This is a genomic window from Streptomyces sp. NBC_00996, from assembly GCF_045162675.1.
Classification (GTDB): Bacteria; Actinomycetota; Actinomycetes; order Streptomycetales; family Streptomycetaceae; genus Streptomyces.
Genome location: NZ_CP108723.1, coordinates 8,955,814 through 8,980,116 on the forward strand (window position 1 = coordinate 8,955,814; position 24,303 = coordinate 8,980,116).

Sequence of the window (24,303 nt, forward strand, 5' to 3'; positions counted from 1 at the left end):
AGCGGCCGCATGAACGTACTGACAGACAACTTCTCCATCTTCGTCGAAGGATTCCTCGGCACGGTCGAACTCACCGTCTATGCCTCGGCCTTGGCCCTCGCACTCGGCTTCGTGATGGCCTCGTTCCGGGTCGCCCCGGTCGGCTCCCTGCGGGCCTTCGGCACGGTGTGGGTGACCGTGCTGCGCAACACCCCGCTCACCCTGCTGTTCTTCGCGGTGCTGCTCGGCCTGCCGCGCTTCGGGCTCGTGCTGCCCTTCAAGGTGTTCGCGGTCCTGGCGCTCGGCTGCTACACCTCGGCCTTCATCTGCGAGGCGCTGCGCTCCGGAATCAACACCGTGCCCAAGGGGCAGGGCGAAGCCGCCCGCAGTCTCGGTATGAACTTCAACCAGACGCTGTCCCTGGTCGTCCTGCCGCAGGCCTTCCGTTCGGTGATCCCACCGGTCGGTTCCACACTCATCGCGCTCGCCAAGAACTCGGCGATCGCGGGGGCGTTCAGCGTCAACGAGCTGCTCGGCACCTACAAGACACTCAGCGAACTCGGTTACAACATCGTCTGGACCTTCTTCTGGATCGCCGTCGGATACCTGATCATCACCCTCACCATCAGCGCCGTCTTCAACGCCCTCGAAAAGCGCTGGGGAGTACCCCGATGACCACCAACACCGTCGAGTCCACAGCCCTTTACGACGTCCCGGGTCCCAAGACCCGTCGGCGGCACCGGATGTACGGGATCGTGTCCACCGCTCTGATCCTCGTCCTGATCGGCTGGATCCTGTATCTCCTGTTCGACACCGAGCAGTTCACCTACACGAAGTGGATGCCCTTCGAGTACAAGGGCATCCAGGAGCTGCTGCTGCGCGGCCTGGGCAACACGCTCAAGGCCTTCGCGATCGCCGCGGTACTCTCGCTGGCGCTGGGCACCGTGCTCGCGACGGGGCGGCTCTCCGAGCATCGTCCGGTGCGCTGGATCTCCACGCTGGTCGTCGAGTTCTTCCGGGCCATGCCCGTGCTGGTGATGATCTTCTTCATCTTCGTGGCGCTGAAGGTGCAGCCGCTGCCCGCGCTGGTCGCGGGGCTGACGTTCTACAACGGCTCGGTGCTAGCCGAGGTCTTCCGCTCGGGCGTCAACTCCGTCGAACGCGGCCAGCGGGAGGCCGCGTTCGCGCTCGGCATGCGCAAGACCCAGGTCATGTCGTACGTCCTCGTGCCCCAGGCCGCACGGGCCATGCTGCCCGCCATCATCAGCCAGCTCGTGGTGGCCCTGAAGGACACCTCGCTCGGCTATCTGATCACCTATGAGGAGTTCCTCCACGCCGGGAAGCTCATCGCGTCCAACCTCGACTACGATTTGCCGTTCATCCCCGTGGTGATGGTGATCTCACCGATCTACATCGGGATGTGCATGCTGCTCTCCTGGTTCGCCCAGTGGGTGTCCCGGTGGGAGCGGCGCAGTCCCAAGACCGAGGCCGTGGAGGTGGCACCGGCCGAACCAGGGACGCTGCTGCCGGGTGGGGGTCCCCCCACAGCCCCGCGACTGTAGGGGGAAAGCAGCAGCTCACAGGGCCAGACCCGGACGGCGGCAGCCGGAGATCACTGCTCGCGCAGGGGCACCGACACATATGAGGGGTCGTGTTCCGGCGAGGAGAAGGTCAGCTGCGCGCCGGACGGGTTGTGCTCGATATAGAGCGGGTCGACCGTGTCGACGACCAGAGCGAGTCGATGCCCTGCCGGGACGTCGTAGGCCGTGGAGTACAGCTCCAGGTCGAGGCCGAACGGCTTTCCGGGCGTCTGCCCGTGGAAGGTGTACGGCGCGTTGCTGACCAGCTTGCCGAGGCCGAGCGGGCCCACGTCGTAGAGGTAGGCGACGAGGGTGCCGCTCTCCTTGGTGCCGGTGACCGTGGTGTGCAGCTTGACGGTGCCGCGCACCTGTTGTGCGCTCTGGTATTTCTCCGACTGCCACACGGCCGCCCAGTAGCGCGGCAGCAGCGGGATCGACGCCATCGGGGGCAGCTGGGCGAGCTGGTCGAGGATGCTGGAGAGGAAGATGACCCCGCCGTCCGCGCCCGAGTCGACGTTCGTGTGGATGGTCTGGGTGCCGGACAGGGCGATCTTCTTCGTGGTCGGGCCGACGGACTTCCAGTCCGGGTAGCCCTCGTAGCCGCCCGCGGTACGGGACTTGAGCCGGACCGGCTGCTCGCGATTGATGCCGTTGTCCTCGCCCTTGAGGTAGTGGTCGAACCAGCGGCCGGTGTCCGTCCACACGTCGTTGGGGAGTCCGAAGAGTCCGGTCACCTCGGCCGTGGCGTGGTCGCCGGGCCGGTACTCCAGCCTCTTCGGACCGGTCAACTCCTCGTAGAACTTCACGTACTGGTTCGGCGGGAAGATCGTGTCGCCCCAGCCGTTGGCCAGCATGACCGCCGCCCCGTTTGCATTGAGCTGGTCGATGTAGGTCTCAGGGGAACGCTTCTTCCCCCAGGCGATGATCTCCTGTTCCTTGGAGAGGTCGGAGGAGAAGAAGTCCTTGAAGATCTGCTGGAGTTCGGGGCTGGGGTGGCCGGTGATCGTTCCGGCACCGTCCAGCAGGGCGGCCGCCTGGGCGTGCTGGGTGCGGCCGGAGTAGATCGAGTCGATGAGGTCGGCCCAGCCGCTGAGGGCGGCAACCGCCTTGATCCGCTTGTCGTGCGCGGTGGCGAGCAGGCTGATGCCGGCACCGTACGACATCCCGGCCATGCCGACCTTCTGTGCGTCGGAGGGGGTGTTCGCCAGCGCCCAGTCGATCACCTTGGATGCGTCGGCCACGTCCGGCGGGCCTGCCACTTCTATCTCGCCGCCGGACTGCCAGAAGCCTCGGACGTTGTAACTGACGACTACGTAGCCGGAGTTCGCGAGCTTCTGGGCCTGTACGAGGTACTCGGCCTGCGGCAGGCCCCAGCTCGTGGGCAGCACGATGAGCGGGTAGTCGCGGGTGCCGTCGGCGCCCGGGGGGGTGACGACGTTGGCCTTGAGGACCGTGCCGCCGTCTCCGGAGATGTCGACGAAGCGAAGCCCCGTCGCGCCGGTGGAGGCTTGGGCGGCGGGGGCCATACCGAGGCCGGCGGTGGCGATCAGCGTCGCGGAGACGGCACCGACGGCGGACGTACGCAGGGCGTTGCGACCGTGTCCCACGGGTCACTCCTCACTCGTGTCAGCGCAAAGTGACCCGACGGTAACCTCGGTCGCTTACCGGAAGTAACCCGTCGGTAAGTTACGTGCGGGTAACGATTGTTGAGGTGTTGATTTCGTGAGTGAAGAGACGTTGAACGGTGTGCCGTGACGCTCTGAAGTACTCATTCCGTGCGCAAGTCGAACCGTTCGTTCCAGTGGGCTGTCCGCTGCTCCCCGGATGGCATGCGCAGAGGACTTCAGGAGGTCGCCCGGTGTGAATTGCGCGGGTTCGCGGGCGTGGGGAGCGGGGTCTGGGCGGCCCGGGTGACGTCCGCGACGAGTTCGACGACGTCGGGGCCGTACGCCTGGGAGTTCACGACCTTCAGGAGCAGGACGAACGACTTGTCGCCGTGCTTGCGCGCGAGGCGTTCGTGGTTGCGGGCGAGATAGCGGGTCGCCGCCTGGTTGGTGATCGCGCGCTGGCCGCAGAAGAGGAAGACTGGCCGAGTCAGGCCGGGTTGCCCGGCGGTGAGCCGTGCCAGCAGCACGTACTCGGTCAGGCCGGGCTCCATGCGGTACTGCTCGCTGCCGATCTGGAACGCCAGTCGCTCCGGGCCCGGTTCCGCGTCGGTGTTCACGCGCACGCCGGGCAGCATCGCGTGCATATGGGCAGCCATGCGCCTGTTCGACCCCGGGCCGCCGACGCAGAACTCCGTCCGCTCTCCGAAGCCCTGCCGGGCCGCGTCCTGGGTGATCACCTCGGCGTGCGCGCCGCAGTCCTTGATGAGTGCGGAGAGTTCAAGGAGCGCGAACACGTCGTAGCGGTGCACGGCGAGGTCGGCGCTGCCGGCGTCGCGGTTGACGACGAGCAGCGACTCGGAGTTGTCCGGCAGCCCGAAGAACGCCTGCTTGCGGCGGAGCTTGCGCCTCCACAAATACGTACGGGCGAGCCAGCCGAGCGCGGCACTGATGCCGGCCGCCAGTACGCCGAGGACGATGTTGCGCACGTCGTCAGTCATGGGCGCGCATGCTAGCGGCAATGCGGAACGGTGTTCGAGGGGGTCCTGACGCGGGCATGGCGGTGAAGTTACGCTGCGCGGACGGCTGTTGACTGGAGGTACGGATGCGTCGCCCTCTTGCGCGGAATCTGGCGGTCTTGGCGGTTTCGGCCGCGGTGGTGTCGGTCGGCGCGGCGGCGCCACCGTCTTCCACCGACGCTTCGGTTGAGAAGGTTCCGGTCGCCGTCGGCTACGGCGGCGCCGTGGCGAGCGTCGACGCGGACGCCTCCGCGGCCGGGATCGAGGTCCTGAAGAAGGGCGGGAACGCCGTGGACGCGGCGGTCGCCACAGCGGCGGCCCTCGGCGTCACCGAGCCCTACTCGTCCGGCATCGGCGGAGGCGGCTACTTCGTCTACTACGACGCCAAGTCCCGCACGGTGCACACGATCGACGGCCGCGAGACGGCCCCGTTGACGGCCGACTCCGGGTTGTTCCTGGAGAACGGCAAGCCGCTCGGCTTTGCGGACGCCGTCACCAGCGGGCTGAGCGTGGGCACACCGGGCACGCCCGCCACCTGGCAGACGGCTCTCGACGAGTGGGGCAGCAGGCGGCTGGGCAGCGTGCTGAAGCCCGCCGAGCGCATCGCTCGCGACGGATTCACGGTCGATGCGACCTTCCGCTCGCAGACCGAGTCCAATCAGGCCCGCTTCAAGAACTTCCCGGACACCGCCGAACTCTTCCTGCCGGGCGGCGCGCTTCCGGTCGTCGGCTCGACGTTCAAGAATCCCGATCTGGCCCGTACTTACCAGCAGCTGGGCAAGGAGGGTGTCGACGCGATCTACGACGGCGACCTCGGCCAGGAGATCGTCGACACCGTGAACAAGCCGCCGGTGGATCGGGGTTCGGGCTACAACGCCCGCCCGGGCAAGCTGTCCCTGGAGGACCTGGCCGAGTATGAGGCGAAGCAGCAGGCGCCGACCCGGACCACGTACCGAGGTCTGAAGGTCTACTCGATCGCGCCCTCCTCCTCGGGCGGCACCACGGTGGGCGAGGCGCTCAACATCCTTGAGAAGCGCGACCTTGCGAAGGCGAGCGAGGCGCAGTACCTGCACCGCTCCATCGAGGCGAGCCGGATCGCGTTCGCGGACCGGGGCCGTTGGGTGGGCGACCCGGCCTTCGAGGACGTACCGACGAAGGGGCTTCTGTCGCAGAAGTACGCGGACTCGCGGGAATGCCTGCTCAAGGACGACGCGGTGCTGACGAGCCCGCTGGCGCCGGGTGACCCGAGCGACCCGACGGCCTGCTCCACGGCCGGAACGGCCGCCCCGACGACGTACGAGGGCGAGAACACCACGCACCTGACGGTAGCCGACAAGTGGGGCAACGTCGTCGCGTACACGCTGACCATCGAGCAGACCGGTGGCAGCGGCATCACGGTCCCGGGCCGCGGCTTCATCCTCAACAACGAGCTGACGGACTTCTCCTTCACGCCCGCGAGTGCGGACGTCCACGACCCGAACCTGCCCGGCCCCGGGAAGCGGCCGCGCTCGTCCATCTCGCCGACGATCGTGCTCGACCGCGCCGACCGGCCCGTGGTGGCGCTCGGCTCGCCGGGCGGCGGGACCATCGTCACGACCGTGCTGCAGACGCTGACGGAGTTCCTGGACCGGGGGCTGCCCCTGGTGGACGCGATCGCCGCCCCGCGCGCCAGCCAGCGCAACCAGACCACGACCGAACTCGAACCGGCCCTGTGGAACAGCCCTCTGAAGGCCCAGCTGGAGTCCATCGGCCACGCCTTCCGCCAAAACCCGGAAATCGGCGCGGCGACCGGCATCCAACGTCTCCCGAACGGCAAGTGGCTCGCGGCCGCGGAGAAGGTGCGACGCGGAGGCGGCTCCGCGATGGTGGTGCGGCCCGCGTCGTAACCACAAGTCGCCGTGCGGGCAGCGTTCTGGCAGTTCAGAGCGCTGCCCGCACGATTGTCAGTGCCGTACGCCATCCTTGCGGGCATGGACGAGAGTGGCTTCTGGCGGTTGCTCGAGGAGTGTCGGCCTGCGGCACCCGACCCTGATGGGGCCGGGCCGGCCGCAGGCCTGATCGGGATGCTCGTCGCAGGTCCGCTGCACGCGGTCATCGGCTTCGCCGAGCAGTTGGCGTGGGCCCTGTACCGGCTGGACCGTTGGCAGTTCGGGCTCCAGCCGAAGGGCCGGGAGCTGTCCGGGGACCAGTACCTCCATACACGTGCCGCCGTCGTCGCCACGGGCCGCGCCGAGTACGACCGGGTGCTGATCGACCCCTGTCGCTTCATCGCGTATGCGGCCGGACCCGTGTCGACCGAGAGCCTGCTCTACGTGCCGGACGAGGCCTACGAGCGGATATCGGCGAGCAGTGGGACCGGCGGACCCGCTACGACTTCGAGTCGTACTCCAACGTGAAGGGCTGGTCGGGCGCGCCGAGATAGCGAGAGTGTCGGGAGTCAGCGCGCCGTCAGGATGCGTGGCCCCGCCTCGGTGATCGCCACTGTATGCTCCGTGTGGGCCGCGCGGGAGCCGTCGTTCGTGCGAAGGGTCCAGCCGTCGGGGGCCGCGTGGTAGCCGTTGGTGCCGCCGCCGATGAGCATGGGCTCGATGGCGAGGACCATGCCGTGGCGCAGGGGGAGGCCGCGGCCGGGGCGGCCCTCGTTCGGGACGGACGGGTCCTCGTGCATGTGGCGGCCCACGCCGTGGCCGCCGAAGCCGTCCGGGATGCCGTACCCCGCCGCGCGGCACACCGTGCCGATGGCGTGCGCGATGTCGCCGATGCGGTTGCCGACGACGGCGGCCTCGATGCCGGCCGCGAGGGCCCGCTCCGCGGTCTCGATCAGGCGCACGTCGGCGGCGCGCGGCCTTCCGACGATGAAGCTGATCGCCGAGTCGCCCACCCAGCCGCCCAGTTCGGCGCCGAAGTCGATGGAGACCAGGTCGCCGTCGCGCAGCCGGTAGCCGTCCGGGACGCCATGCACGATCGCGTTGTTCACGGAGGCGCAGATGACCGCGGGGAAGGGGGTGGGCGAGAACGAGGGGCGGTAGCCGAGGAAGGGGGAGCTCGCTCCCGCGTCCCGCAGGACCTGGTGCGCCACCTCGTCCAGCTCCAGGAGTGAGACGCCCACGTCGGCCGCTTCCCGCACGGCTGTGAGCGCCCTGCCCACGACCTGGCCCGCCGCGTACATCTCGTCGATCGATGTGTCCGTCTTCAGTTCCACCATGCCAATTACTATACCGGTATTAGAATGGTGGCATGGTACGCACCCCTCTGACCCCCGAAGAGCGCGAACGCGGCGAGCGGCTCGGCCGGTTGCTGCGCGACGCCCGCGGTGACCGCAGCATGGCGGAGATCGCGGCGGTCGCCGGGATCTCCGCCGAGACGCTGCGCAAGATCGAGACCGGGCGGGCGCCCACCCCGGCCTTCTTCACGGTGGCGGCGCTGGCGCGGGTGCTCGGGCTGTCGATGGACGACCTCGTGGTGCGGTGCGCGTTGGCTCGCGTGGCATGAGACGCCCTCTGGTCGTCCGCCACCGGGCGGGGGAGGCGAGTAGGGTCTCCTGACAGCTGCGTCCCTGGAGGGCCGCACACCGGTGTCATCCATCCCGGAGGGCTCTGCGTCCGGTCCGAAAACTCCCTGTAGCCGTTCTGTAACACGGCTGGTGTTTTCTACCGGACCGGAGCACTCCAGTCGGGCGGGGAGTCGTGTGATGGCTGTAGAACAACTCCCGGGTCAAGTGCGGGAGTTCGCAAGGTATTTGAACGGGCTGATGGAACGGCTCGATCGGGGCGGCGGCTGGTGCGGAGTGTTCTGGCAGCGCGACCCCGACGGCATGCGGGCCTGCCTGGACGGCTGGGAAGTGCCGCCGTGGGACGTCGTGGAGGCGCTCCTCCAGGACCTCGCCGCGGACTACGGCGACCGGGCCGCCGCCCAGGAAGCCGAGCGGGCCCGCGCCCTGCACGGCGCCTCGCTCGCCGCGTACGACGCCCGGCCCGGAGGCCGCGACGCACTCGGCGACCGCCTCGACGTGATGCTCCGCGAACAGCGCTACGCGGCCGAGCGCCAGGCCGAGCTGGGCCGGCTGCTCCACTCGGCCCGCTCCCAGGAGGAGGCCGAGTCGATCCGGCTCGACCTCGCCTGGGCCCACGACGACCACGAACGCGCCACAGCCCGTTGCACCGAGCTCCACCACCGCATGGAGAACCTCGACCGCCGCCTCCAGCACACCCACGGGCAGGGCGCACTGGACTTCACGGCCGGGCCCGCCGGGGATGTGTTCCGGGTACGGGAGCCCGAGGACGAGGGGGACACGGCGGGTCGTCCGAGCGCTCGGCGGGGCGCCGGAGAAGGCGCCGCCCCGGGGCCGTCGTCACCCCGCCATCGCTCGACCATTCCCGAGCAGACCGGCCCGCACTCCCCGTTCGCGGACCCGGCCGTGCCGGAGCAGCCCGCCGCGCGCTCCCCCTTCGCCGACCCGGCGTGGCCGGACCGTCCGGCGGCCGCAGGTCGCGACGGGTACGCCCCCGACCCTCAGGGTGACCACGAACGGCCCCCGGCCCGGGCCCCGGAGCCGACCCCCGCCACCCCCAAGCAGCGCTCCAAGCGCCGCCCCCGAGGCAGCGCCCGCTTCGCCGGAATGATGGAGCCGGAGGCGGCCCCCATGGTCGTACCCGAGGCGGCGCCGCCCAGCCCGGCCCCGGCCGCGCAGGGCGGCCGTACCCCCCGCGGCGCCCGTTTCGCGGGAGCGGCCGAGGAGCCCGCGCGGCCGCGCACGGAGCCGGTGGACGACGGTGCGCGGCGGGCCACCGCCGAGACCGTCGGGATGCTGATACGGCTGCGGAGCGAGGGCAGGAGCGGCGAGGCGCACGCCGTCCTCGTCGAGGCCGCGTACTGGCCCGCCGCCCGCTTCCCGCTGCTCGCCGCGGAGCTGCAGCGCGCGGGCCTGGACGCCGACTGGGCCACCCTGCTGTGGGAGGCGGCCTCGCTCCCCGCGGACCGGCTGGTCGCCGCCGCGGACGCGCTCGTAGCGGCGGGCCGGACGGCCGACGGGCAGCAGATGCTGCGCCAGGGCGTCGCCCGGCCCGCGCCGGAGATCGGGGCCGCCGTGCTGAGCCTCGCCGAGGAGGGCCGACAGCGCGAGATCGACGCACTGCTCGACGCGTACGTCCGCGTGCGCACCCCGGAGGAAGCGGCCCGCAGCGCGGAAGCGGATCCGCAGCGGCTCGTGCCGCTCCTCCTGGAGGCCGCCCAGGGCGTCTCGGACGAACGCCACTGGGACCTCGTCCACGCTCTGCGGGTCGCCGGCTTCACCGCGTGACCGGATCCGTCACTCACCCACAGGAGTGCGAAACGTGATCGACTCAGCGGGTTAACGACGATGGTCTTGGCAAGGCTCTTCGGGGGGCTTACTTTCGAGCCTCTACAGCCTTTGTCTACGTGCGTAGAGGCTCTCTGACGTCCCGTCGAAGGAGCAGCTCATGGCCAACGTCGTACGTGCCGCTCTGGTCCAGGCCACCTGGACAGGCGACACCGCATCCATGGTCGCCAAGCACGAGGAACACGCCCGCGAGGCGGCCCGGCAGGGCGCCAAGGTCATCGGATTCCAGGAAGTCTTCAACGCTCCCTATTTCTGCCAGGTCCAGGAGCCCGAGCACTACCGCTGGGCGGAGGCCGTGCCCGACGGGCCCACCGTCACCCGGATGCGAGAACTCGCCCGCGAGACCGGCATGGTCATCGTCGTGCCCGTCTTCGAGGTGGAGCAGTCCGGCTTCTACTTCAACACCGCGGCCGTGATCGACGCCGACGGCACATACCTCGGCAAGTACCGCAAGCATCACATCCCCCAGGTGAAGGGCTTCTGGGAGAAGTACTACTTCAAACCGGGGAACCTGGGCTGGCCCGTCTTCGACACCGCCGTCGGCAGGATCGGCGTGTACATCTGCTATGACCGCCACTTCCCGGAGGGCTGGCGACAGCTCGGCCTGAACGGCGCCCAGCTCGTCTACAACCCGTCCGCCACCTCCCGCGGCCTGTCCGCCTATCTCTGGCAGCTGGAGCAGCCCGCCGCGGCCGTCGCCAACGAGTACTTCATCGCGGCGATCAACCGGGTGGGCGAGGAGGAGTACGGAGACAACGACTTCTACGGGACGTCGTACTTCGTCGACCCGCGCGGGCAGTTCGTGGGGGAGACGGCGAGCGACAAGGCCGAGGAACTCGTCGTCCGCGACCTCGACTTCGATCTGATCGAGGAAGTCCGGCAGCAGTGGGCGTTCTACCGCGACCGCCGACCCGACGCCTACGAAGGGCTGGTGCAGCCGTGACCGACCTGTACGCACGCCACAAGGCCGTCCTGCCCGACTGGCTCGCCCTGTACTACGAGGACCCGATCGAGATCACCCATGGCGAGGGCCGGCACGTCTGGGACGCCAAGGGCAACAGGTACCTCGACTTCTTCGGCGGCATCCTCACGACGATGACCGCGCACGCGCTGCCCGAGGTGACAAAGGCCGTCAGCGAGCAGGCCGGGCGGATCATCCACTCCTCGACGCTCTACCTCAACCGGCCGATGGTCGACCTCGCCGAGCGGATCGCCCAGCTCTCCGGCATCCCGGACGCCCGCGTCTTCTTCACCACCTCCGGCACCGAGGCCAACGACACGGCCCTGCTGCTCGCCACCGCCTACCGGCAGAGCAACCAGATCCTGGCGATGCGCAACAGCTACCACGGCCGCTCGTTCAGCGCGGTCGGCATCACCGGCAACAAGGGCTGGTCGCCGACCTCCCTCTCGCCGCTCCAGACGCTGTACGTCCACGGTGGCGTCCGCACCCGCGGCCCGTACGCCGATCTCGGCGACGCCGACTTCATCGCGGCCTGCGTGGACGACCTGAAGGACCTGCTCGGCCACATCCGTCCGCCCGCGGCCCTGATCGCCGAACCCATCCAGGGCGTCGGCGGCTTCACCACGCCGCCCGACGGCCTGTACGCGGCCTTCCGCGAGGTCCTGGACGAGCGCGGCATCCTCTGGATCGCCGACGAGGTGCAGACCGGCTGGGGCCGCACCGGCGAGCACTTCTGGGGCTGGCAGGCGCACGCTGCCGCGGGCCCGCCGGACATGCTGACCTTCGCCAAGGGAATCGGCAACGGCATGTCCATCGGCGGCGTCGTGGCCCGCGCCGAGATCATGAACTGTCTCGACTCCAACTCCATCTCCACCTTCGGCGGCTCGCCGGTCACGATGGCGGCGGGGCTCGCGAACCTCACCTACCTCCTCGAGCACGACCTGCAGGGCAACGCCCGGCGCGTCGGCGGTCTGCTCATCGAGCGGCTGCGGGCGATCACCGCGCAGCTGGACGGCGTACGGGAGGTGCGCGGGCGCGGCTTGATGATCGGCGTCGAACTGGTCAGGCCCGGCACCGACGAGGCGAACCCGGAGGGTGCCACGGCCGTGCAGGAAGCGGCCCGCGAAGCAGGCCTGTTGATCGGCAAGGGCGGCGGTCACAACACCAGCGTGCTGCGCATCGCACCGCCGCTGTCCCTCACCGTGGCGGAGGCCGAGGAGGGCGCGGCGATTCTCGAGCACGCGCTGAGGTGTACCCGGTAAGAGAACCTGAGCAAGGGAACGTCGCCATGACCACCGCCCTGGAACCCGCCCTGTCGGTACGCCAGGTCCTCACCCTGGACCGAGTGCTCGCCGGAGAGCCCGAGGTGGTGGCCGGTGCGGGCCATCTCGACCGGCCCGTGCGCTGGGTGCACGTCGCCGAGGCCGCCGATGTGGGCGTGATGCTCAGCGGCGGCGAAATGGTGCTCACCACCGGGGTGTTGCTCGCCGGCGATCCCGACGCGCAGGCCGAGTACATCCGCTCGCTGCACCGCGCGGAGGCCGCGGCCGTCGTCCTCGGACTCGGCCGCGCCTTTCCGGCGCCGCCGGACGTGATGCGCCGGGCGGCCGAGCGCTGCGGGCTGCCCATGGTGGTGCTCCACCGGCCCTTCCCCTTCGCCGAGTTGACGGAGGAGGTCCAATCCCGGCTGGTCAGAAGCAAGTTCGCGGCCGTGAGTCTGTCCGAGGCCGTACGGACCGCGCTCACCGGACTCATCACCGCAGGCGCCCCGCTGCAGCGCATGCTCGACGAGATCGCCGGGCACGCCGCGTGTCCCGTCGTCGTCACCAACCTCGCCCACCGGGTCCTCGCCACGGCGGGGGAGCGGTCCGCCGTCGACGACGTGCTGCGCGACTGGGAGCGCATCGCCCGGCAGGCGGGCGGCAGCGAGGGCGACGGCTGGATCCGCGCCGAGCTGGGCGGGCGCGGCGAGCGCTGGGGCCGCATCGTGCTGTGCGGATACCGCGGCGACGGCGCGACCGGGCGGCTGCTCGCCGACCGGGCCGCCGAGTCCCTGGTCCTGCATCGGATGCTCGGCGGCTCCGTGCACACCTGGGAGGAGGAGTCCGCGCAGAGCCTGCTGACCGACCTGGTGAGCGGTGTCGTACCGGCCCGGCAGCTGCTGCCGAGGGCGCGCGCGGCCGGGCTGCCCGTCAACCGGCGGGCATTCGTGCCGCTGGTGGTGCGCGACGGCGACCCGACCCAACTAAACCGTGTCCTACGTGTGTTGGGGCTGCCCGGACTCGTCGCCGAGCTGGCCGAAGGGGCCACCGCCGTGCTGCTCAGCCTCGCCCGCGACCAGGACGCCGAGGCGCTGGCCACGCACTTCGCGGTGCGGCTGCGCCATGAGACCGGCGCCCGTACGACCGTGGCCGCGGCCTCACCCCGTACCGCCTGGGAGGACGTCCCCGGCGGCCTGCGCGAGGCCCTGCACGTCGCCGAGGCTGCCGCCGACGCACCCGCCGACCAGGACCAGCCGATGCTCGTACGCCTGCGGGACGTGCATCTGCGCGGTCTGGTACGGCTGTTGCGGGACGATCCGCACGTCCAGTCCTTCGCCGAGCGGGAGTTGGACGGCCTGCTGTGCGGTGCCGACGCCGAGGCGGAGCTGCTGCCCGTACTGCGGACATATCTCGCCACAGGCCGCAACAAGTCGCGCACCGCGCAACTCCACCATGTCAGCAGGCCCGCCCTGTACCGGCGTCTGGAGGTCATAGAGGGCCGTCTCGGCGTCGACCTCGACGACTTCGAGCAGGCGGCATCCGTGCACATCGCGCTGCTCGCGCACGACGCGCAACAGAGATGAAACGTGGGACGACGCGGGAAAGCGGTGGTGAAACATGGGTCGACGCAGGGGTGACACCGTGGAACGCCACGCGTCCGCAGACGTGACACCGTGCAACTCAAAGCCACCCTCCGGCCTTTCTAGGCTCCTGGGGCGGGCACCGGAAGTGCCGTCTGCCGGGCCACTTCCGGCGCCCGCCCCAGCACACCGAGCGACCGGAGGTCCCGATGAGCAGAGTGATCCGCGCCGCCGTCTTCCAGACCGCATGGACCGGCGACAAGGAATCGATGATCCAGGTCCACGAGCAGGCGGCCCGCGACGCGGCCGCGCAGGGCGCCCAGGTCCTGTGCTTCCAGGAGCTGTTCTACGGGCCCTACTTCTGCCAGGTCCAGGACAAGGCGTTCTACGAGTATGCCGAGCAGATCCCCGAAGGCCCGATCGTCCAGCGATTCCAGACGCTCGCCAGGGAGTTGGGCATCGTCCTGATCCTGCCGATGTACGAGGAGGAGCAGCCCGGCGTCCTCTACAACACGGCTGCCGTGATCGACGCGGACGGCTCGTACCTCGGCAAGTACCGCAAGCACCACATCCCGCAGGTGGAGGGCTTCTGGGAGAAGTTCTACTTCCGTCCGGGCAACGCCGACTGGCCGGTCTTCGACACCGCTGCCGGGAAGATCGGCGTCTACATCTGCTACGACCGCCACTTCCCGGAGGGCTGGCGTGCGCTGGGTCTCGCGGGTGCCGAGATCGTGTTCAACCCGTCGGCCACCTCACGCGGGCTGTCCGCCTACCTCTGGCAGCTGGAGCAGCCGGCGGCGGCCGTCGCCAACGAGTACTTCGTGGGCGCTATCAACCGGGTGGGCGTGGAGGAACTCGGCTCCAACGACTTCTACGGGACGTCGTACTTCGTCGACCCGGAGGCCCAGTTCGTCGGGGAGGTGGCCGGCGACAAGGAGACCGAGCTCGTCGTCCGCGACCTCGACATGGCCAAGCTGCGCGAGGTGCGCGACCGCTGGCAGTTCTACCGGGACCGCCGTCCCGACGCGTACGAGCCGCTGACCGCTCCCTGACCGTCGTCCCGCGCCGTCCGCGGGCCCGGTCACGGGGACCGGGCCCGCGACACCGTCTTCCTTGTAAAGAAACAGCGTTGACCTCAGTTTTCAACAGGAGCGGGATTCCCTCAGTGCACGCACGACCGGAAGGAGAGGGAGCATGAGCCGTACCGTCATCCGTGGTGGCCTCGTCATCACCGCGTCCGACGAGATCCACGCCGACGTCCTGATCGAGGACGGCCGGATCGTGGCTCTCGCCGCGACCGGCACCCCGGCGGCCGAGTCGTGGACGGCCGAGCGGGTCATCGACGCCACCGGCAAGTACGTCATCCCGGGCGGCGTCGACGCCCACACCCATATGGAACTGCCGTTCGGCGGCACCTTCGCCTCCGACACCTTCGAGACGGGCACCCGGGCCGCGGCCTGGGGCGGCACCACCACCATCATCGACTTCGCGGTGCAGAGCGTCGGCCACTCGCTGCGCGAGGGCCTCGACGCCTGGAACGCCAAGGCCGACGGCAAGTGCGCCATCGACTACGCCTTCCACATGATCGTCTCCGACGTGAACCAGGAGACGCTCAAGGAGATGGACCTGCTGGTCGAGGAGGGCGTCACCTCCTTCAAGCAGTTCATGGCCTACCCCGGCGTCTTCTACAGCGACGACGGCCAGATCCTGCGCGCGATGCAGCGCTCCGCCGAGAACGGCGGTCTGATCATGATGCACGCCGAGAACGGCATCGCGATCGACGTGCTGGTCGAGCAGGCGCTCGCCCGTGGAGAGACCGATCCCCGCTATCACGGGGAGGTCCGCAAGGCGCTGCTCGAAGCCGAGGCCACCCACCGCGCCATCAAGCTCGCCCAGGTCGCGGGCGCCCCGCTGTACGTCGTGCACGTCTCGGCGCAGGAGGCGGTCGCCGAGCTGGCACGGGCGCGCGACGAGGGCCTGAACGTCTTCGGCGAGACCTGCCCGCAGTACCTGTTCCTGTCCACCGACAATCTCGCGGAACCGGACTTCGAGGGATCGAAGTACGTGTGCAGTACGCCCCTTCGGCCCAGGGAGCACCAGGCCGCCCTGTGGCGCGGCCTGCGTACCAACGACCTCCAGGTCGTCTCCACCGACCACTGCCCGTTCTGCTTCGTCGGCCAGAAGGAACTCGGCCGCGGTGACTTCTCGAAGATCCCCAACGGCCTTCCCGGCGTCGAGAACCGCATGGACCTGCTCCATCAGGCCGTCGTCGACGGGCACATCTCGCGCCGCCGCTGGATCGAGATCGCCTGCGCCACCCCGGCCCGGATGTTCGGTCTGTACCCGAAGAAGGGCACCATCGCGCCGGGCGCCGACGCCGACGTCGTCATCTACGACCCGCACGCCGAGCAGGTCATGTCGGTCGAGACGCACCACATGAACGTCGACTACTCGGCGTACGAGGGCAAGCGCGTCACCGGCCGTGTCGAGTCCGTGCTGTCGCGCGGCGAACCGGTCATCACCGAGCGGGAGTTCACCGGACGCGCGGGCCACGGCGTCTACACCCCCCGCTCCACCTGTCAGTACCTTCTCTGAGCGACTAGGAGTGGCGCCATGGACTTCGGACTCGTGCTGCAGACCGACCCCCCCGCCTCCCGCGTCATCGACCTGATGAAGCGGGCCGAGGGCAACGGCTTCACCTACGGCTGGACCTTCGACTCCGCCGTGCTGTGGCAGGAACCCTTTGTGATCTACAGTCAGATCCTTGCGAACACCGAGAAGTTGACGGTGGGGCCGATGGTCACCAACCCGGGCACCCGCACCTGGGAGGTCACCGCCTCCACCTTCGCGACGCTCAACGACATGTACGGCAACCGCACGGTGTGCGGCATCGGCCGCGGCGACTCGGCGATGCGCGTCGCCGGCCGCAAGCCCAACACCCTCGCCCGGATCAGCGAGGCGATGAAGGTGATCCGGGCGCTGGGTCGGGGCGACGAGGCCGACCTCGGCGGCACCGTCGTCAAGTTCCCCTGGGTCGGGCCCGGCGCCGAACTCCCGGTCTGGATGGCCGCGTACGGTCCGAAGGCGTTGAAAATGACCGGTGAGGAGGCCGACGGCTTCATCCTGCAGCTCGCGGATCTGTACCTGACCGAGTACATGGTCAAGGCAGTGAAGAACGCTGCCGCCGAGGCCGGGCGTGACCCCTCCGACGTCAAGATCTGCGTCGCCGCGCCCGCGTACATCACCGCGGACGACTCGTCGGAGGCGCTCGCCCACGCGCGCGAGCAGTGCCGCTGGTTCGGCGGCATGGTCGGCAACCACGTCGCCGACCTCGTCGCCAAGTACGGCGAGCACTCGGCCGCCGTACCCGACGAACTCACCGACTACATCAAGGCCCGCGAGGGCTACGACTACTCCCACCACGGGCGCGCCGACAACCCCGACACCGCCTTCGTGCCCGACGAGATCGTCGACCGGTTCTGCCTCATCGGCCCGGCCGAGAAGCACATCGAGAAGCTCAACGCACTGCGCGAGCTCGGCGTCGATCAGTTCGCGGTCTACGACATGCACGACGCGCAGGAGGCCACCATCGACGCGTACGGGGCGAAGGTCATCCCGGCGATCAACGGCTGACCGCGTACGACAGCCCTACCGCGGCAACCGCTCCCTCCCCGAATCGTCCCCTTCCCGCCGTCCCGGGAAGGGGATCGGCCGCACCCACACACCCCCCCACGGCGTCACCCGCACGGCCTTTCCCGTCCCACTCCTCGTCTGATTGGCCTGCCCATGACCGAGACCGTCCCTCCGGACAGCCCGCCCGCCGCTCAAGTCACGCTCCCCGACGGCCGGGTGGAAATCGCGCCCGACGCCCCGGCGCCGACCGGCCCCTACGCCAATGAGGACCTGCTGCCGGTCCCGGTCGAGAAGCGCACCTGGACCACGTACAACTTCTCGGCGCTGTGGGTCGGCATGGCCCACAACACCGCTTCCTGGACGCTGGCCTCCGGTCTGATAGCCGTCGGCATGGACTGGAAGCAGGCCGTCCTCACCATCGCACTGGCCAACCTGATCGTGCTCGTCCCGATGCTGCTCACCGGGCACGCCGGGCCCAAGTACGGCATACCCTTCCCGGTCTTCGCGCGCGCCTCCTTCGGCGTCCGTGGCGCGAACCTGCCGGCCGTCGTACGGGCGTTGGTGGCCTGCGGCTGGTTCGGCATCCAGACCTGGATCGGCGGCGAGGCGATCTACTTCCTCGCCGGGAAGCTCTTCGGCGACGGCTGGAAGAACGCCGCCGAGGTCGGGGGCTACGCCTGGACCATGTGGCTGTCGTTCGCGATCTTCTGGGTGCTCCAGGTCGCCATCATCTACCGGGGCATGGAGACGATCCGCCGCTTCGAGAACTGGGCGGCGCCCTTCGTGCTCATCGGCGCCGGCGTGATGCTGTGGTGGATGAGCAGCAAGGCGGGCGGCTTCGGCCCGCTGCTCGACCAGCCCTCCAAGCTGGGCTGGGGCGGCGACTTCTGGAAGCTGTTCTGGCCCTCGCTCATGGGCATGATCGGCTTCTGGTCCACGCTGTCGCTGAACATCCCGGACTTCACTCGGTACGGCAAGAGCCAGAAGGCGCAGACCTGGGGTCAGGCGCTCGGTCTGCCGACCACGATGACGCTCTTCGCCTTCCTGTCGGTCATGGTCACCTCGGGTTCGCAGGCCGTGTACGGCAAGGCGGTCTGGGACCCGGTCCAGCTGGCGGCCAAGACGGACAACGTCGCCGGCATCCTGTTCGCCCTGGTCACCGTGCTCGTCGCGACCCTGTCCGTGAACATCGCGGCCAACCTGGTCTCGCCGGCCTTCGACTTCTCCAACATCGCGCCGCGGAAGATCAATTTCCGCACCGGTGCCCTCGCCACCTGCGTCCTCGGCGTGCTGATCTTCCCCTGGAAGCTGTATTCCGACCCGCAGGGCTACATCTTCACCTGGCTCGGTCTGGTCGGCGGTCTGCTCGGCACGGTCGCGGGCATCCTCATCGCCGACTACTGGATCCTGCGCCGCACCAAGCTCGACCTCGCCGACCTGTACCGCACGGGCGGCCGCTACTGGTACGACGGAGGCTGGAACTGGCGGGCCGTCGTCGCCTTCGTCACCGGCGGCGTCCTGGCCATCGGCGGCGCCGACTTCCATCCGCTGATCGACGGCCGGCCCATCCCGGCGCTGGAGTCGCTGGCCGACTACGGGTGGGCGGTCGGACTCGGTACGTCGATGGTTCTGTACGTGGTGCTGATGCTGCTGCGAGGCAAGGAGAAGGCCACTGTCTGACGTGCCCGACTTAGGTGTCCCTGGGTAGAGCCGACCGCATTTTCCGGGTCGGCTCTACCGCGTTCTGCCGGGCTTGTGCCGGTTCTTCGAGGCCTGTCCCGGTCTTCAGGTCCTGTTCCGGTTCCTCCGGGCTATTGCCCGCTCTTCTCCAGTACTGCCACCGCGTCCTTGGCGGCTTTGATGGCGCCCTTGTTGATCTCGTCCGTACTCGGCGCCTTCTTCGTCTCGAAGTCACTGCCGTTGTACGTGATGACGACCAGCGCGTTGGACACGCGGGCCAGCACCACTCCCTCGCGCGTCTGCTGCTTGTCCTCGGTGGTGAGGTTCACGACGGAGTAGGCGGTGTCGCCGAGCCCGGGGACCGCCCCGCCGCCGTTCTTGTCCGCCATGCGCCCCTCGTAGGACTTCTGTGCTGCTTCGTCCGTCTCCTTGATCTCGTACGAGACGTCGAGCCAGCGGTAGTCGAACCCCTTCAACGCGTTCCAGGAGCAGGTGCGGCGCACCGACTTGTCGGTCGAGGCGATCTCCTGCCCGGCCGTCTTGGCACCAGGGACAAGGGACTTGACCGTCGTCTCCGTGACGCCTTCGCAAGGCGCGGGCGATGCGGTGTACGTCTTGGTGGCCGCGGACGTCGAGGGTGCGGATGCCGTATCGGTCGTCTTCGGCGTCGGTTTGTGCTCGGCGGTGGGGGTCGCGGCGAGCGGACCGGACGTCAGAGCCCAGCCGGCCGAGGCGAGCACGGCGACCGGCAGCAGGCGCGCGGTGAGAGCGAGCGGCAGAGGAAGAGAACGCAAGGCGCACTTCTCGTGGGGGACGGTGCGGAGGGAGTCCGCACTGCGGACGGGACGCCAGTGTCACATGAGTCCGTGTGGGGCGGAAGTGCAAACTCGCTCCGTGCCTGTGTGGTGACAGTGGCTCACTGTTGACGGGGCGTGGGTCGCCGCGCGGCATCCCGAGTGGTCGCCCTCGCCGTCACCAGCCATACCGCTGCCCGGAGGCGGACGCCGCGATCCGTCTCGTACGGGCGCAGGGTGCCCTCCAGAGCCGCACGCGTGTCTGCGGCGACCGTACGCCCCGGTGTGCGGGAGAGGATGAAGTCGACGGCGTCCGAGGCGTCGCGCCCCCACACGGTCTCCGTCTCGACGGGGGTCACGGTCACGTCGTCGTACCCGCGCAGGACCTCGCGGATCCGCGCCGGGTCGGACAGCGACGCCATCGCGACCTGCGCGGCGACGGTGTCGGCGTCCGGCCCCTCCAGCAGTTCGCCGAACAGGCTGAGGGCCCGCGACTCCTCGACATCCGGCCCGGCGGGCCGCGGACACACGAACGCGAGCCGCCCTCCCGGCCGCAACGCCCCTGCCAGATTCCGGAAGGCGGCCGCGTGGTCCGCGAAGAACATCACGCCGCCGCGGCTGATGACCACGTCGTAGCCGACGGGCGGGAAGGGGTGGATCTGCGCGTCGGCAAGCTCGTACGCGACGTTCGCGACGCCCTCGGTGGCACTGATCGCCCGTGCCCTGTCGAGCAGGGGCTCCGAGATGTCGACCCCCACGGCATGTCCGCTCGCGGCCAGCCGGGCGGCGATCCGGGTGGTCGCCCCGGCGCCGCAGCCGACATCGAGGACGCGATCGCCCGCCGCGATGGCCGCGCCCGCGAACAGCGCGTCGTTCACGCCCGACAGCATCGTGTCGTAGCGCTCGCGGTGGGCGGCCCAGTGGGTGCCGACGGGGCCGTTCCAGGCCTGTGCCTGAACGGAGTTGGCGATGCGGGTCATGAGGTCTCCTTCGCGGTGCGGACGGGAAGCGCGCTCTCGATGCGGTCGACGGCGGCGAACGCGCCGTACGCCACGAGGTGCACAAGGCGGTGGTCGGTATGGATGGGTTTACGCCAGGCCGTCACATCTTCGCCCGTGATGCGGTACGGGGCGAGGGCGGCCAGCAGCGCGAGACGCGCGCCGGGGCGGGAACGGTCCGGGAGCTCGTCCCAAGCGAGCGGCGGATGCGTGCCGTCCCACGCCTGGAGTGCTTCCCGTACGAGGTTCCGGTCGTCCTCGTCCAGGAGTTCCGCCCCGGCCCTGGCGGCGTCGCGCAGTGCGGCGTAGGCCGGGCCGACGGTGGTTCCGTGTGCCCAGTCCGGCCCGGGACCCGGGTCGTCGAGGAGTGCCAAGCCCGCCCCGGTGGGGGGACGTCGGCGCACCGTCCTGGCGAGGGACCGTCCCCCGAGACTCCGGACGGCCCGGAACCGCTGGACGTTGCCCGGCAGCAGGTTCTCGGTCAGCAGGGCCGACGCGATCCGGTTGATGAAGTGGAAGGAGAGGACGGTGCCGATGTAGGCGGGAGCGTGGGCACCGGGGAAGGGGTACGGCGTCAACTCGACCGCCCCAGGAATCCGGCTCGCCCTGCCCCACGCCAGCACGCGCGCGTGCCGCTCGTCGGCGGGGGTCTCACCGCGCACCATGGCTTCGGCGAGGGAGTGGTCCCCGGTGGCGTGCAGCAACATCGTGTGCGCGTCCACACAGAACGGACACCGATTGGCTTGGGACGCCCCCAGCGCCGCGAGCTCCTTGCCGGTCCTGTCCCCGTCGCCCGCGATGAGGGACTCGCGCATCAACGCCCAGGCGGCGGCCATGATTTCGGGCGCGGAGGAGAGCACGACGAAGGTGACCGCCCGCTCGATCCCGAAGTCTTCGGCGAGTTGGGCGTAGACGGCTGCGGTGACGCCGGTGGCGGATTTGGGTGGGGGAGGGGTGGTGTGGCGGAAGGGGTTGGGCATGAGGTGCCTCCGGGAGGCTGTCGGTGGTTGTTGAGGGCAGTGGGGTGCGGGTTGCAGGCTGTCGGCCGGCGATCGAGGCGGCGGCGGTGGGAGGTGGGTGGTTGGTGGCTGAGCGCCGGCCGCGGCGGTTGGCCGCCGACCGTGATCGCTCACCGCTGTGGGCGGTCGTTCCGCAGGTCGATGGGGGTACCCCTTTGCTCGAGCAGAGCCGAGAGCTTGGGGGAGGTGGGGCACCGCCGGCACCGCTGGGTGCCATGGCAACCCTGACCCAGGAGAGGCACCCGACACGTCGTAAACCCGAAGGCAATACCGGCTACCCTCACTGGGCCCGCGCGCAGCCCGACCTACTGCGCCGGGAGTACCCCGGCAGCCATCCACAGGTCTGACGCGGCTGTCGGCCCAGCCGCATATGGTGCCGAACATGCAGCTGGACCAGGCCACCCGCAGGCGCCTGACCGACGCGACCCTCGCGGTGGTGATCGGTGGCCTTGTCGTGACCGCAGCCGCCTTCCATGACGGCACGACCCTCGTCGACTACGCCCTGATCACCCTCGGTTCCCTCACCCTCGCGGCCTACCGCGGAGCGCCCCGCGTCGTACTCGCGATCACCACGGCCACCACGACGGCATACGTCGTCCACGCCCACCCCGGCTCGCTGTCCGCCCTCCCCGTGCTGGCCGCCGTGCACACGGCGGCGCGAGCGGGCCACCGAGCCGTGGCGGCGCTCGCAAGTGCCGTGTTCCTGGCCGGATTCGCGGCTACCGGACCCGCGACGCAAGAGATCGTGGAGCGGACCACGCTGCTCGCAGGCTGGTTCCTGTGCGCCCTGGTGACAGGCCTCGCCGACCGCAACTGGCAGGCGTACCTGCGCCAGACGGAACAGCGCGCGCTGGAGGCGGAACGCACGCGCGAGGAAGCGGCACTGAGGCGTGCGGGCGAGGAACGGCTCCGGATCGCAAGGGAGTTGCACGACTCGCTCACGCACAGCATCTCGATCGTCAAGCTCCAGGCGGGCGTCGCCGTCCACCTCGCCCGCAAGCGTGGGGAGGAGGTGCCGCCCGCGCTGCTCGCCATCCAGGAGGCGGGTGGCGAGGCGATGCGCGAACTGCGCGCCACACTGGACGTGCTGCGCACCGACGAGCCGACCGGCACCCCCGCGCTGCTCGTGGAACGTGCCCGCGCCGCCGGCCTCGCCGTGGATCTGAGAGTGACCGGCGAGGAACGCGCGCTCACGGCGACCGTGGACCGTGCCGCGTACCGCATCGTCCAGGAGGCCCTGACGAACGCCGCCCGGCACGCGGGTCCCGCCAAGGTCACCGTCGAACTCTCCTACGCACCCTGCGAGTTGACGATCCGGGTGGACGACGACGGTGTCGCCAGGCCGGCCCGGCGGCTCAGACCCGGCATCGGTCTCACCGGTATGCGCGAACGGGTCACGGCCCTCGGTGGCACTCTGCAGGCGGGACCGCGCGCGGAGGGCGGCTTCTCGGTAAGGGCCGAACTGCCGTTGGGCATACCGGAGGACGTGTCGTGATCAGGGTCGCGCTCGTCGACGACCAGGCCCTCATGCGGGCCGGTTTCCGCGCCCTGCTCGACGCCGAGGAAGGCATCGAGGTGGTGGGCGAGGCCGCCGACGGTGAACAGGGGCTGGCCCTCGTGCGGGCCGAGGTGCCCGACGTCGCCCTCGTGGACGTACAGATGCCCGTGATGACGGGCATCGAGGCGACCCGCCGTATCGCCGCCGACCCCGAACTGTCCGGCGTGCGCGTCGTCATCCTCACCAACTACGGCCTGGACGAGTACGTCTTCGAGGCGCTGCGCGCCGGTGCCAGCGGCTTTCTGCTCAAGGACACCGAGCCCGCCGACCTGCTGCAGGCCATCGAGGTCGTCGCCCAAGGCGAGGCGCTGCTGTCTCCGTCCGTGACGCGCACCCTGATCGGCGAGTTCGTCGCGCGGCCGCCGGACCGGGCCACCGCGCGGGGCCTGGAGCACCTCACGCGCCGCGAACGCGAGGTCACGGCACTCGCCGCGCGTGGCCTCACCAATGAGGAGATCGCCGTGCACATGGTCATCAGCCCCTTCACGGCCAAGACCCACATCAGCAGGGCGATGACGAAGCTGGGCGCCCGCGACCGGGCCCAACTGGTGGTGTTCGCCTACGAGTCGGGTCTGGTGACGGCCCGCGGGCACACAAAGTGACGGCTTCCTCCGGGACCCGTGCCATCATCGGCACATGATCGCGATACGGCTCAAGTGGACCCGCCCCGCTGCTCTCGCCTGCCTGTTGGCGCTGGCCACGAGCGGTTGCGGACTCTCCGCCGAACTGGACCGCGAAGGCAACCCCGAACGCAAGCCCACCCCGACGCAGACCCGGGCCGCCCCGCCGCCCGCGTCCGCCTCCGCTACCCCCGAGCCGTCACCGACCGTTCCCGTCCAACAGGCGCGCGGCTGCCCGTCGTCCGGTGTGCGCGTCGACGCCGGACGCGTCGACGCGGCCATGGGACTGCGCGGCATGACGCTCACCCTGACCAACTGCGGCAAGACGAGCCGCATCGTGAACGGCTATCCCTCTGTCCGTGTCCTCGACGAGACGGGCGCCCCGCTCACCGGCGTACACACCGTCGAGGGGACGGACCAGGTGTCCATGGCGCCGGACAGCCCCCGACCCGAACCGTTCAAGCTTGCCCCGGGCGAGGCCGCGCACGCGGTCCTGTACTGGCGGATGGCAGCCGAGGACGGCACGTACCTGCGCGTCGCCCCGGACAAGGGGCGCGGCACTGTGAACATACGTCCTCAGGAGCCCCTCGACATCGGTCCGGAGAACACGCTCGGGACGACGGCCTGGACACTTCCGTCATGAGCCCCTCAGGGCAC

General features: G+C 69.9%; 22 protein-coding genes. 16 read left to right on the forward strand and 6 right to left on the reverse strand.

The features are described 5' to 3' along the window. Window positions 1–9 precede the first annotated feature (9 nt). Together OG390_RS41485 and OG390_RS41490 are read left to right on the forward strand one after the other, a co-directional pair. A complete protein-coding gene (locus OG390_RS41485; RefSeq protein WP_406175176.1) occupies window positions 10–654 on the forward strand; it encodes an amino acid ABC transporter permease in 645 nt (214 codons plus the stop codon). After that, window positions 651–1,541: an amino acid ABC transporter permease gene (locus tag OG390_RS41490; protein ID WP_406175178.1), complete on the forward strand. Its 891-nt coding sequence runs from the start codon at window positions 651–653 to the stop codon at window positions 1,539–1,541. The genes OG390_RS41485 and OG390_RS41490 overlap by 4 nt, the downstream gene beginning before the upstream one ends. Before the next feature lie 50 nt (window positions 1,542–1,591). Here the strand turns inward: OG390_RS41490 and OG390_RS41495 are convergent, their stop codons facing one another. Together OG390_RS41495 and OG390_RS41500 are read right to left on the reverse strand one after the other, a co-directional pair. After that, complete coding sequence (locus OG390_RS41495) at window positions 1,592–3,166, reverse strand: alpha/beta fold hydrolase (protein WP_406175179.1); 1,575 nt, start codon at window positions 3,164–3,166, stop codon at window positions 1,592–1,594. A gap of 236 nt (window positions 3,167–3,402) precedes the next feature. Beyond that, on the reverse strand, window positions 3,403–4,164 hold the full coding sequence (locus OG390_RS41500) for a hypothetical protein (protein WP_399079174.1): 762 nt from the start codon (window positions 4,162–4,164) through the stop codon (window positions 3,403–3,405). 104 nt (window positions 4,165–4,268) lie between these two features. On the opposite strand from OG390_RS41500, the gene ggt reads away from it, so the two are divergent. Both ggt and OG390_RS41510 read left to right on the forward strand, forming a co-directional pair. Further along, entirely contained in the window at window positions 4,269–6,068 is a 1,800-nt protein-coding gene (gene ggt / locus OG390_RS41505) for a gamma-glutamyltransferase (protein ID WP_406175182.1), read from the forward strand. A gap of 84 nt (window positions 6,069–6,152) precedes the next feature. Further along, the gene (locus OG390_RS41510; RefSeq protein ID WP_406175183.1) at window positions 6,153–6,578 is read left to right on the forward strand and encodes a DUF4240 domain-containing protein; all 426 of its coding nucleotides are present in this window, start codon (window positions 6,153–6,155) and stop codon (window positions 6,576–6,578) included. A gap of 41 nt (window positions 6,579–6,619) precedes the next feature. Here the strand turns inward: OG390_RS41510 and map are convergent, their stop codons facing one another. Beyond that, the gene (map, locus tag OG390_RS41515; protein ID WP_406175185.1) at window positions 6,620–7,387 is read right to left on the reverse strand and encodes a type I methionyl aminopeptidase; all 768 of its coding nucleotides are present in this window, start codon (window positions 7,385–7,387) and stop codon (window positions 6,620–6,622) included. 32 nt (window positions 7,388–7,419) lie between these two features. On the opposite strand from map, the gene OG390_RS41520 reads away from it, so the two are divergent. From OG390_RS41520 to OG390_RS41560, 9 genes are all read left to right on the forward strand, one after another. After that, on the forward strand, window positions 7,420–7,674 hold the full coding sequence (locus tag OG390_RS41520) for a helix-turn-helix domain-containing protein (RefSeq protein WP_406175187.1): 255 nt from the start codon (window positions 7,420–7,422) through the stop codon (window positions 7,672–7,674). 199 nt (window positions 7,675–7,873) lie between these two features. Further along, a complete protein-coding gene (locus OG390_RS41525; protein ID WP_406175188.1) occupies window positions 7,874–9,481 on the forward strand; it encodes a hypothetical protein in 1,608 nt (535 codons plus the stop codon). Window positions 9,482–9,641: 160 nt separating this feature from the next. Beyond that, window positions 9,642–10,484, forward strand: coding sequence for a nitrilase-related carbon-nitrogen hydrolase (locus OG390_RS41530; protein WP_406175190.1), 843 nt, complete (start codon window positions 9,642–9,644; stop codon window positions 10,482–10,484). Continuing rightward, window positions 10,481–11,764, forward strand: coding sequence for an aspartate aminotransferase family protein (locus OG390_RS41535; RefSeq protein WP_406175192.1), 1,284 nt, complete (start codon window positions 10,481–10,483; stop codon window positions 11,762–11,764). The genes OG390_RS41530 and OG390_RS41535 overlap by 4 nt, the downstream gene beginning before the upstream one ends. Window positions 11,765–11,790: 26 nt before the next feature. After that, window positions 11,791–13,347 carry a PucR family transcriptional regulator gene (locus OG390_RS41540; protein ID WP_406175194.1) on the forward strand — a complete coding sequence of 519 codons (1,557 nt, stop codon included), beginning with the start codon at window positions 11,791–11,793 and terminating at the stop codon, window positions 13,345–13,347. A 206-nt stretch (window positions 13,348–13,553) separates the two neighbouring features. Then, window positions 13,554–14,396 (forward strand): nitrilase-related carbon-nitrogen hydrolase, encoded by an 843-nt coding sequence (locus OG390_RS41545; RefSeq protein WP_406175196.1) that lies wholly within the window; start codon window positions 13,554–13,556, stop codon window positions 14,394–14,396. A gap of 142 nt (window positions 14,397–14,538) precedes the next feature. Next, window positions 14,539–15,939 (forward strand): dihydropyrimidinase, encoded by a 1,401-nt coding sequence (gene hydA / locus OG390_RS41550; protein ID WP_406175198.1) that lies wholly within the window; start codon window positions 14,539–14,541, stop codon window positions 15,937–15,939. Window positions 15,940–15,957: 18 nt separating this feature from the next. Then, window positions 15,958–16,977: a TIGR03842 family LLM class F420-dependent oxidoreductase gene (locus OG390_RS41555; protein ID WP_406175199.1), complete on the forward strand. Its 1,020-nt coding sequence runs from the start codon at window positions 15,958–15,960 to the stop codon at window positions 16,975–16,977. A gap of 153 nt (window positions 16,978–17,130) precedes the next feature. Continuing rightward, a complete protein-coding gene (locus OG390_RS41560; RefSeq protein ID WP_406175203.1) occupies window positions 17,131–18,657 on the forward strand; it encodes an NCS1 family nucleobase:cation symporter-1 in 1,527 nt (508 codons plus the stop codon). A gap of 131 nt (window positions 18,658–18,788) precedes the next feature. Here the strand turns inward: OG390_RS41560 and OG390_RS41565 are convergent, their stop codons facing one another. The 3 genes from OG390_RS41565 to OG390_RS41575 all read right to left on the reverse strand — a co-directional run bounded on the left by OG390_RS41565 (window position 18,789) and on the right by OG390_RS41575 (window position 21,429). Next, window positions 18,789–19,451: a hypothetical protein gene (locus OG390_RS41565; protein WP_406175205.1), complete on the reverse strand. Its 663-nt coding sequence runs from the start codon at window positions 19,449–19,451 to the stop codon at window positions 18,789–18,791. Window positions 19,452–19,573: 122 nt separating this feature from the next. Further along, entirely contained in the window at window positions 19,574–20,431 is an 858-nt protein-coding gene (locus OG390_RS41570) for a class I SAM-dependent methyltransferase (RefSeq protein WP_406175207.1), read from the reverse strand. After that, complete coding sequence (locus OG390_RS41575) at window positions 20,428–21,429, reverse strand: carboxymuconolactone decarboxylase family protein (protein WP_406175208.1); 1,002 nt, start codon at window positions 21,427–21,429, stop codon at window positions 20,428–20,430. Before OG390_RS41575 ends, OG390_RS41570 begins: the two co-directional genes overlap by 4 nt. A gap of 421 nt (window positions 21,430–21,850) precedes the next feature. On the opposite strand from OG390_RS41575, the gene OG390_RS41580 reads away from it, so the two are divergent. From OG390_RS41580 to OG390_RS41590, 3 genes are read left to right on the forward strand one after another with little or no spacing between them, the layout of a single operon-like run. Then, window positions 21,851–22,963, forward strand: coding sequence for a sensor histidine kinase (locus OG390_RS41580; RefSeq protein ID WP_406175210.1), 1,113 nt, complete (start codon window positions 21,851–21,853; stop codon window positions 22,961–22,963). Then, complete coding sequence (locus OG390_RS41585; protein ID WP_406175211.1) at window positions 22,960–23,628, forward strand: response regulator; 669 nt, start codon at window positions 22,960–22,962, stop codon at window positions 23,626–23,628. Before OG390_RS41580 ends, OG390_RS41585 begins: the two co-directional genes overlap by 4 nt. Before the next feature lie 34 nt (window positions 23,629–23,662). Then, complete coding sequence (locus OG390_RS41590; RefSeq protein WP_406175213.1) at window positions 23,663–24,289, forward strand: DUF4232 domain-containing protein; 627 nt, start codon at window positions 23,663–23,665, stop codon at window positions 24,287–24,289. Window positions 24,290–24,303 lie beyond the last annotated feature (14 nt).

Coding starts and splice junctions, on each gene's coding strand:
- ggt (WP_406175182.1), top strand. CDS start 4,269: ATGCGTCGCCCTCTTGCGCGGAATCTGGCGGTCTTGGCGGTTTCGGCC.
- OG390_RS41500 (WP_399079174.1), bottom strand. CDS start 4,164: ATGACTGACGACGTGCGCAACATCGTCCTCGGCGTACTGGCGGCCGGC.
- OG390_RS41580 (WP_406175210.1), top strand. CDS start 21,851: ATGCAGCTGGACCAGGCCACCCGCAGGCGCCTGACCGACGCGACCCTC.
- OG390_RS41560 (WP_406175203.1), top strand. CDS start 17,131: ATGACCGAGACCGTCCCTCCGGACAGCCCGCCCGCCGCTCAAGTCACG.
- OG390_RS41525 (WP_406175188.1), top strand. CDS start 7,874: ATGGCTGTAGAACAACTCCCGGGTCAAGTGCGGGAGTTCGCAAGGTAT.
- OG390_RS41545 (WP_406175196.1), top strand. CDS start 13,554: ATGAGCAGAGTGATCCGCGCCGCCGTCTTCCAGACCGCATGGACCGGC.
- OG390_RS41490 (WP_406175178.1), top strand. CDS start 651: ATGACCACCAACACCGTCGAGTCCACAGCCCTTTACGACGTCCCGGGT.
- hydA (WP_406175198.1), top strand. CDS start 14,539: ATGAGCCGTACCGTCATCCGTGGTGGCCTCGTCATCACCGCGTCCGAC.
- OG390_RS41520 (WP_406175187.1), top strand. CDS start 7,420: ATGGTACGCACCCCTCTGACCCCCGAAGAGCGCGAACGCGGCGAGCGG.
- OG390_RS41510 (WP_406175183.1), top strand. CDS start 6,153: ATGGACGAGAGTGGCTTCTGGCGGTTGCTCGAGGAGTGTCGGCCTGCG.
- OG390_RS41590 (WP_406175213.1), top strand. CDS start 23,663: ATGATCGCGATACGGCTCAAGTGGACCCGCCCCGCTGCTCTCGCCTGC.
- map (WP_406175185.1), bottom strand. CDS start 7,387: ATGGTGGAACTGAAGACGGACACATCGATCGACGAGATGTACGCGGCG.
- OG390_RS41485 (WP_406175176.1), top strand. CDS start 10: ATGAACGTACTGACAGACAACTTCTCCATCTTCGTCGAAGGATTCCTC.
- OG390_RS41540 (WP_406175194.1), top strand. CDS start 11,791: ATGACCACCGCCCTGGAACCCGCCCTGTCGGTACGCCAGGTCCTCACC.
- OG390_RS41575 (WP_406175208.1), bottom strand. CDS start 21,429: ATGCCCAACCCCTTCCGCCACACCACCCCTCCCCCACCCAAATCCGCC.
- OG390_RS41555 (WP_406175199.1), top strand. CDS start 15,958: ATGGACTTCGGACTCGTGCTGCAGACCGACCCCCCCGCCTCCCGCGTC.
- OG390_RS41530 (WP_406175190.1), top strand. CDS start 9,642: ATGGCCAACGTCGTACGTGCCGCTCTGGTCCAGGCCACCTGGACAGGC.
- OG390_RS41570 (WP_406175207.1), bottom strand. CDS start 20,431: ATGACCCGCATCGCCAACTCCGTTCAGGCACAGGCCTGGAACGGCCCC.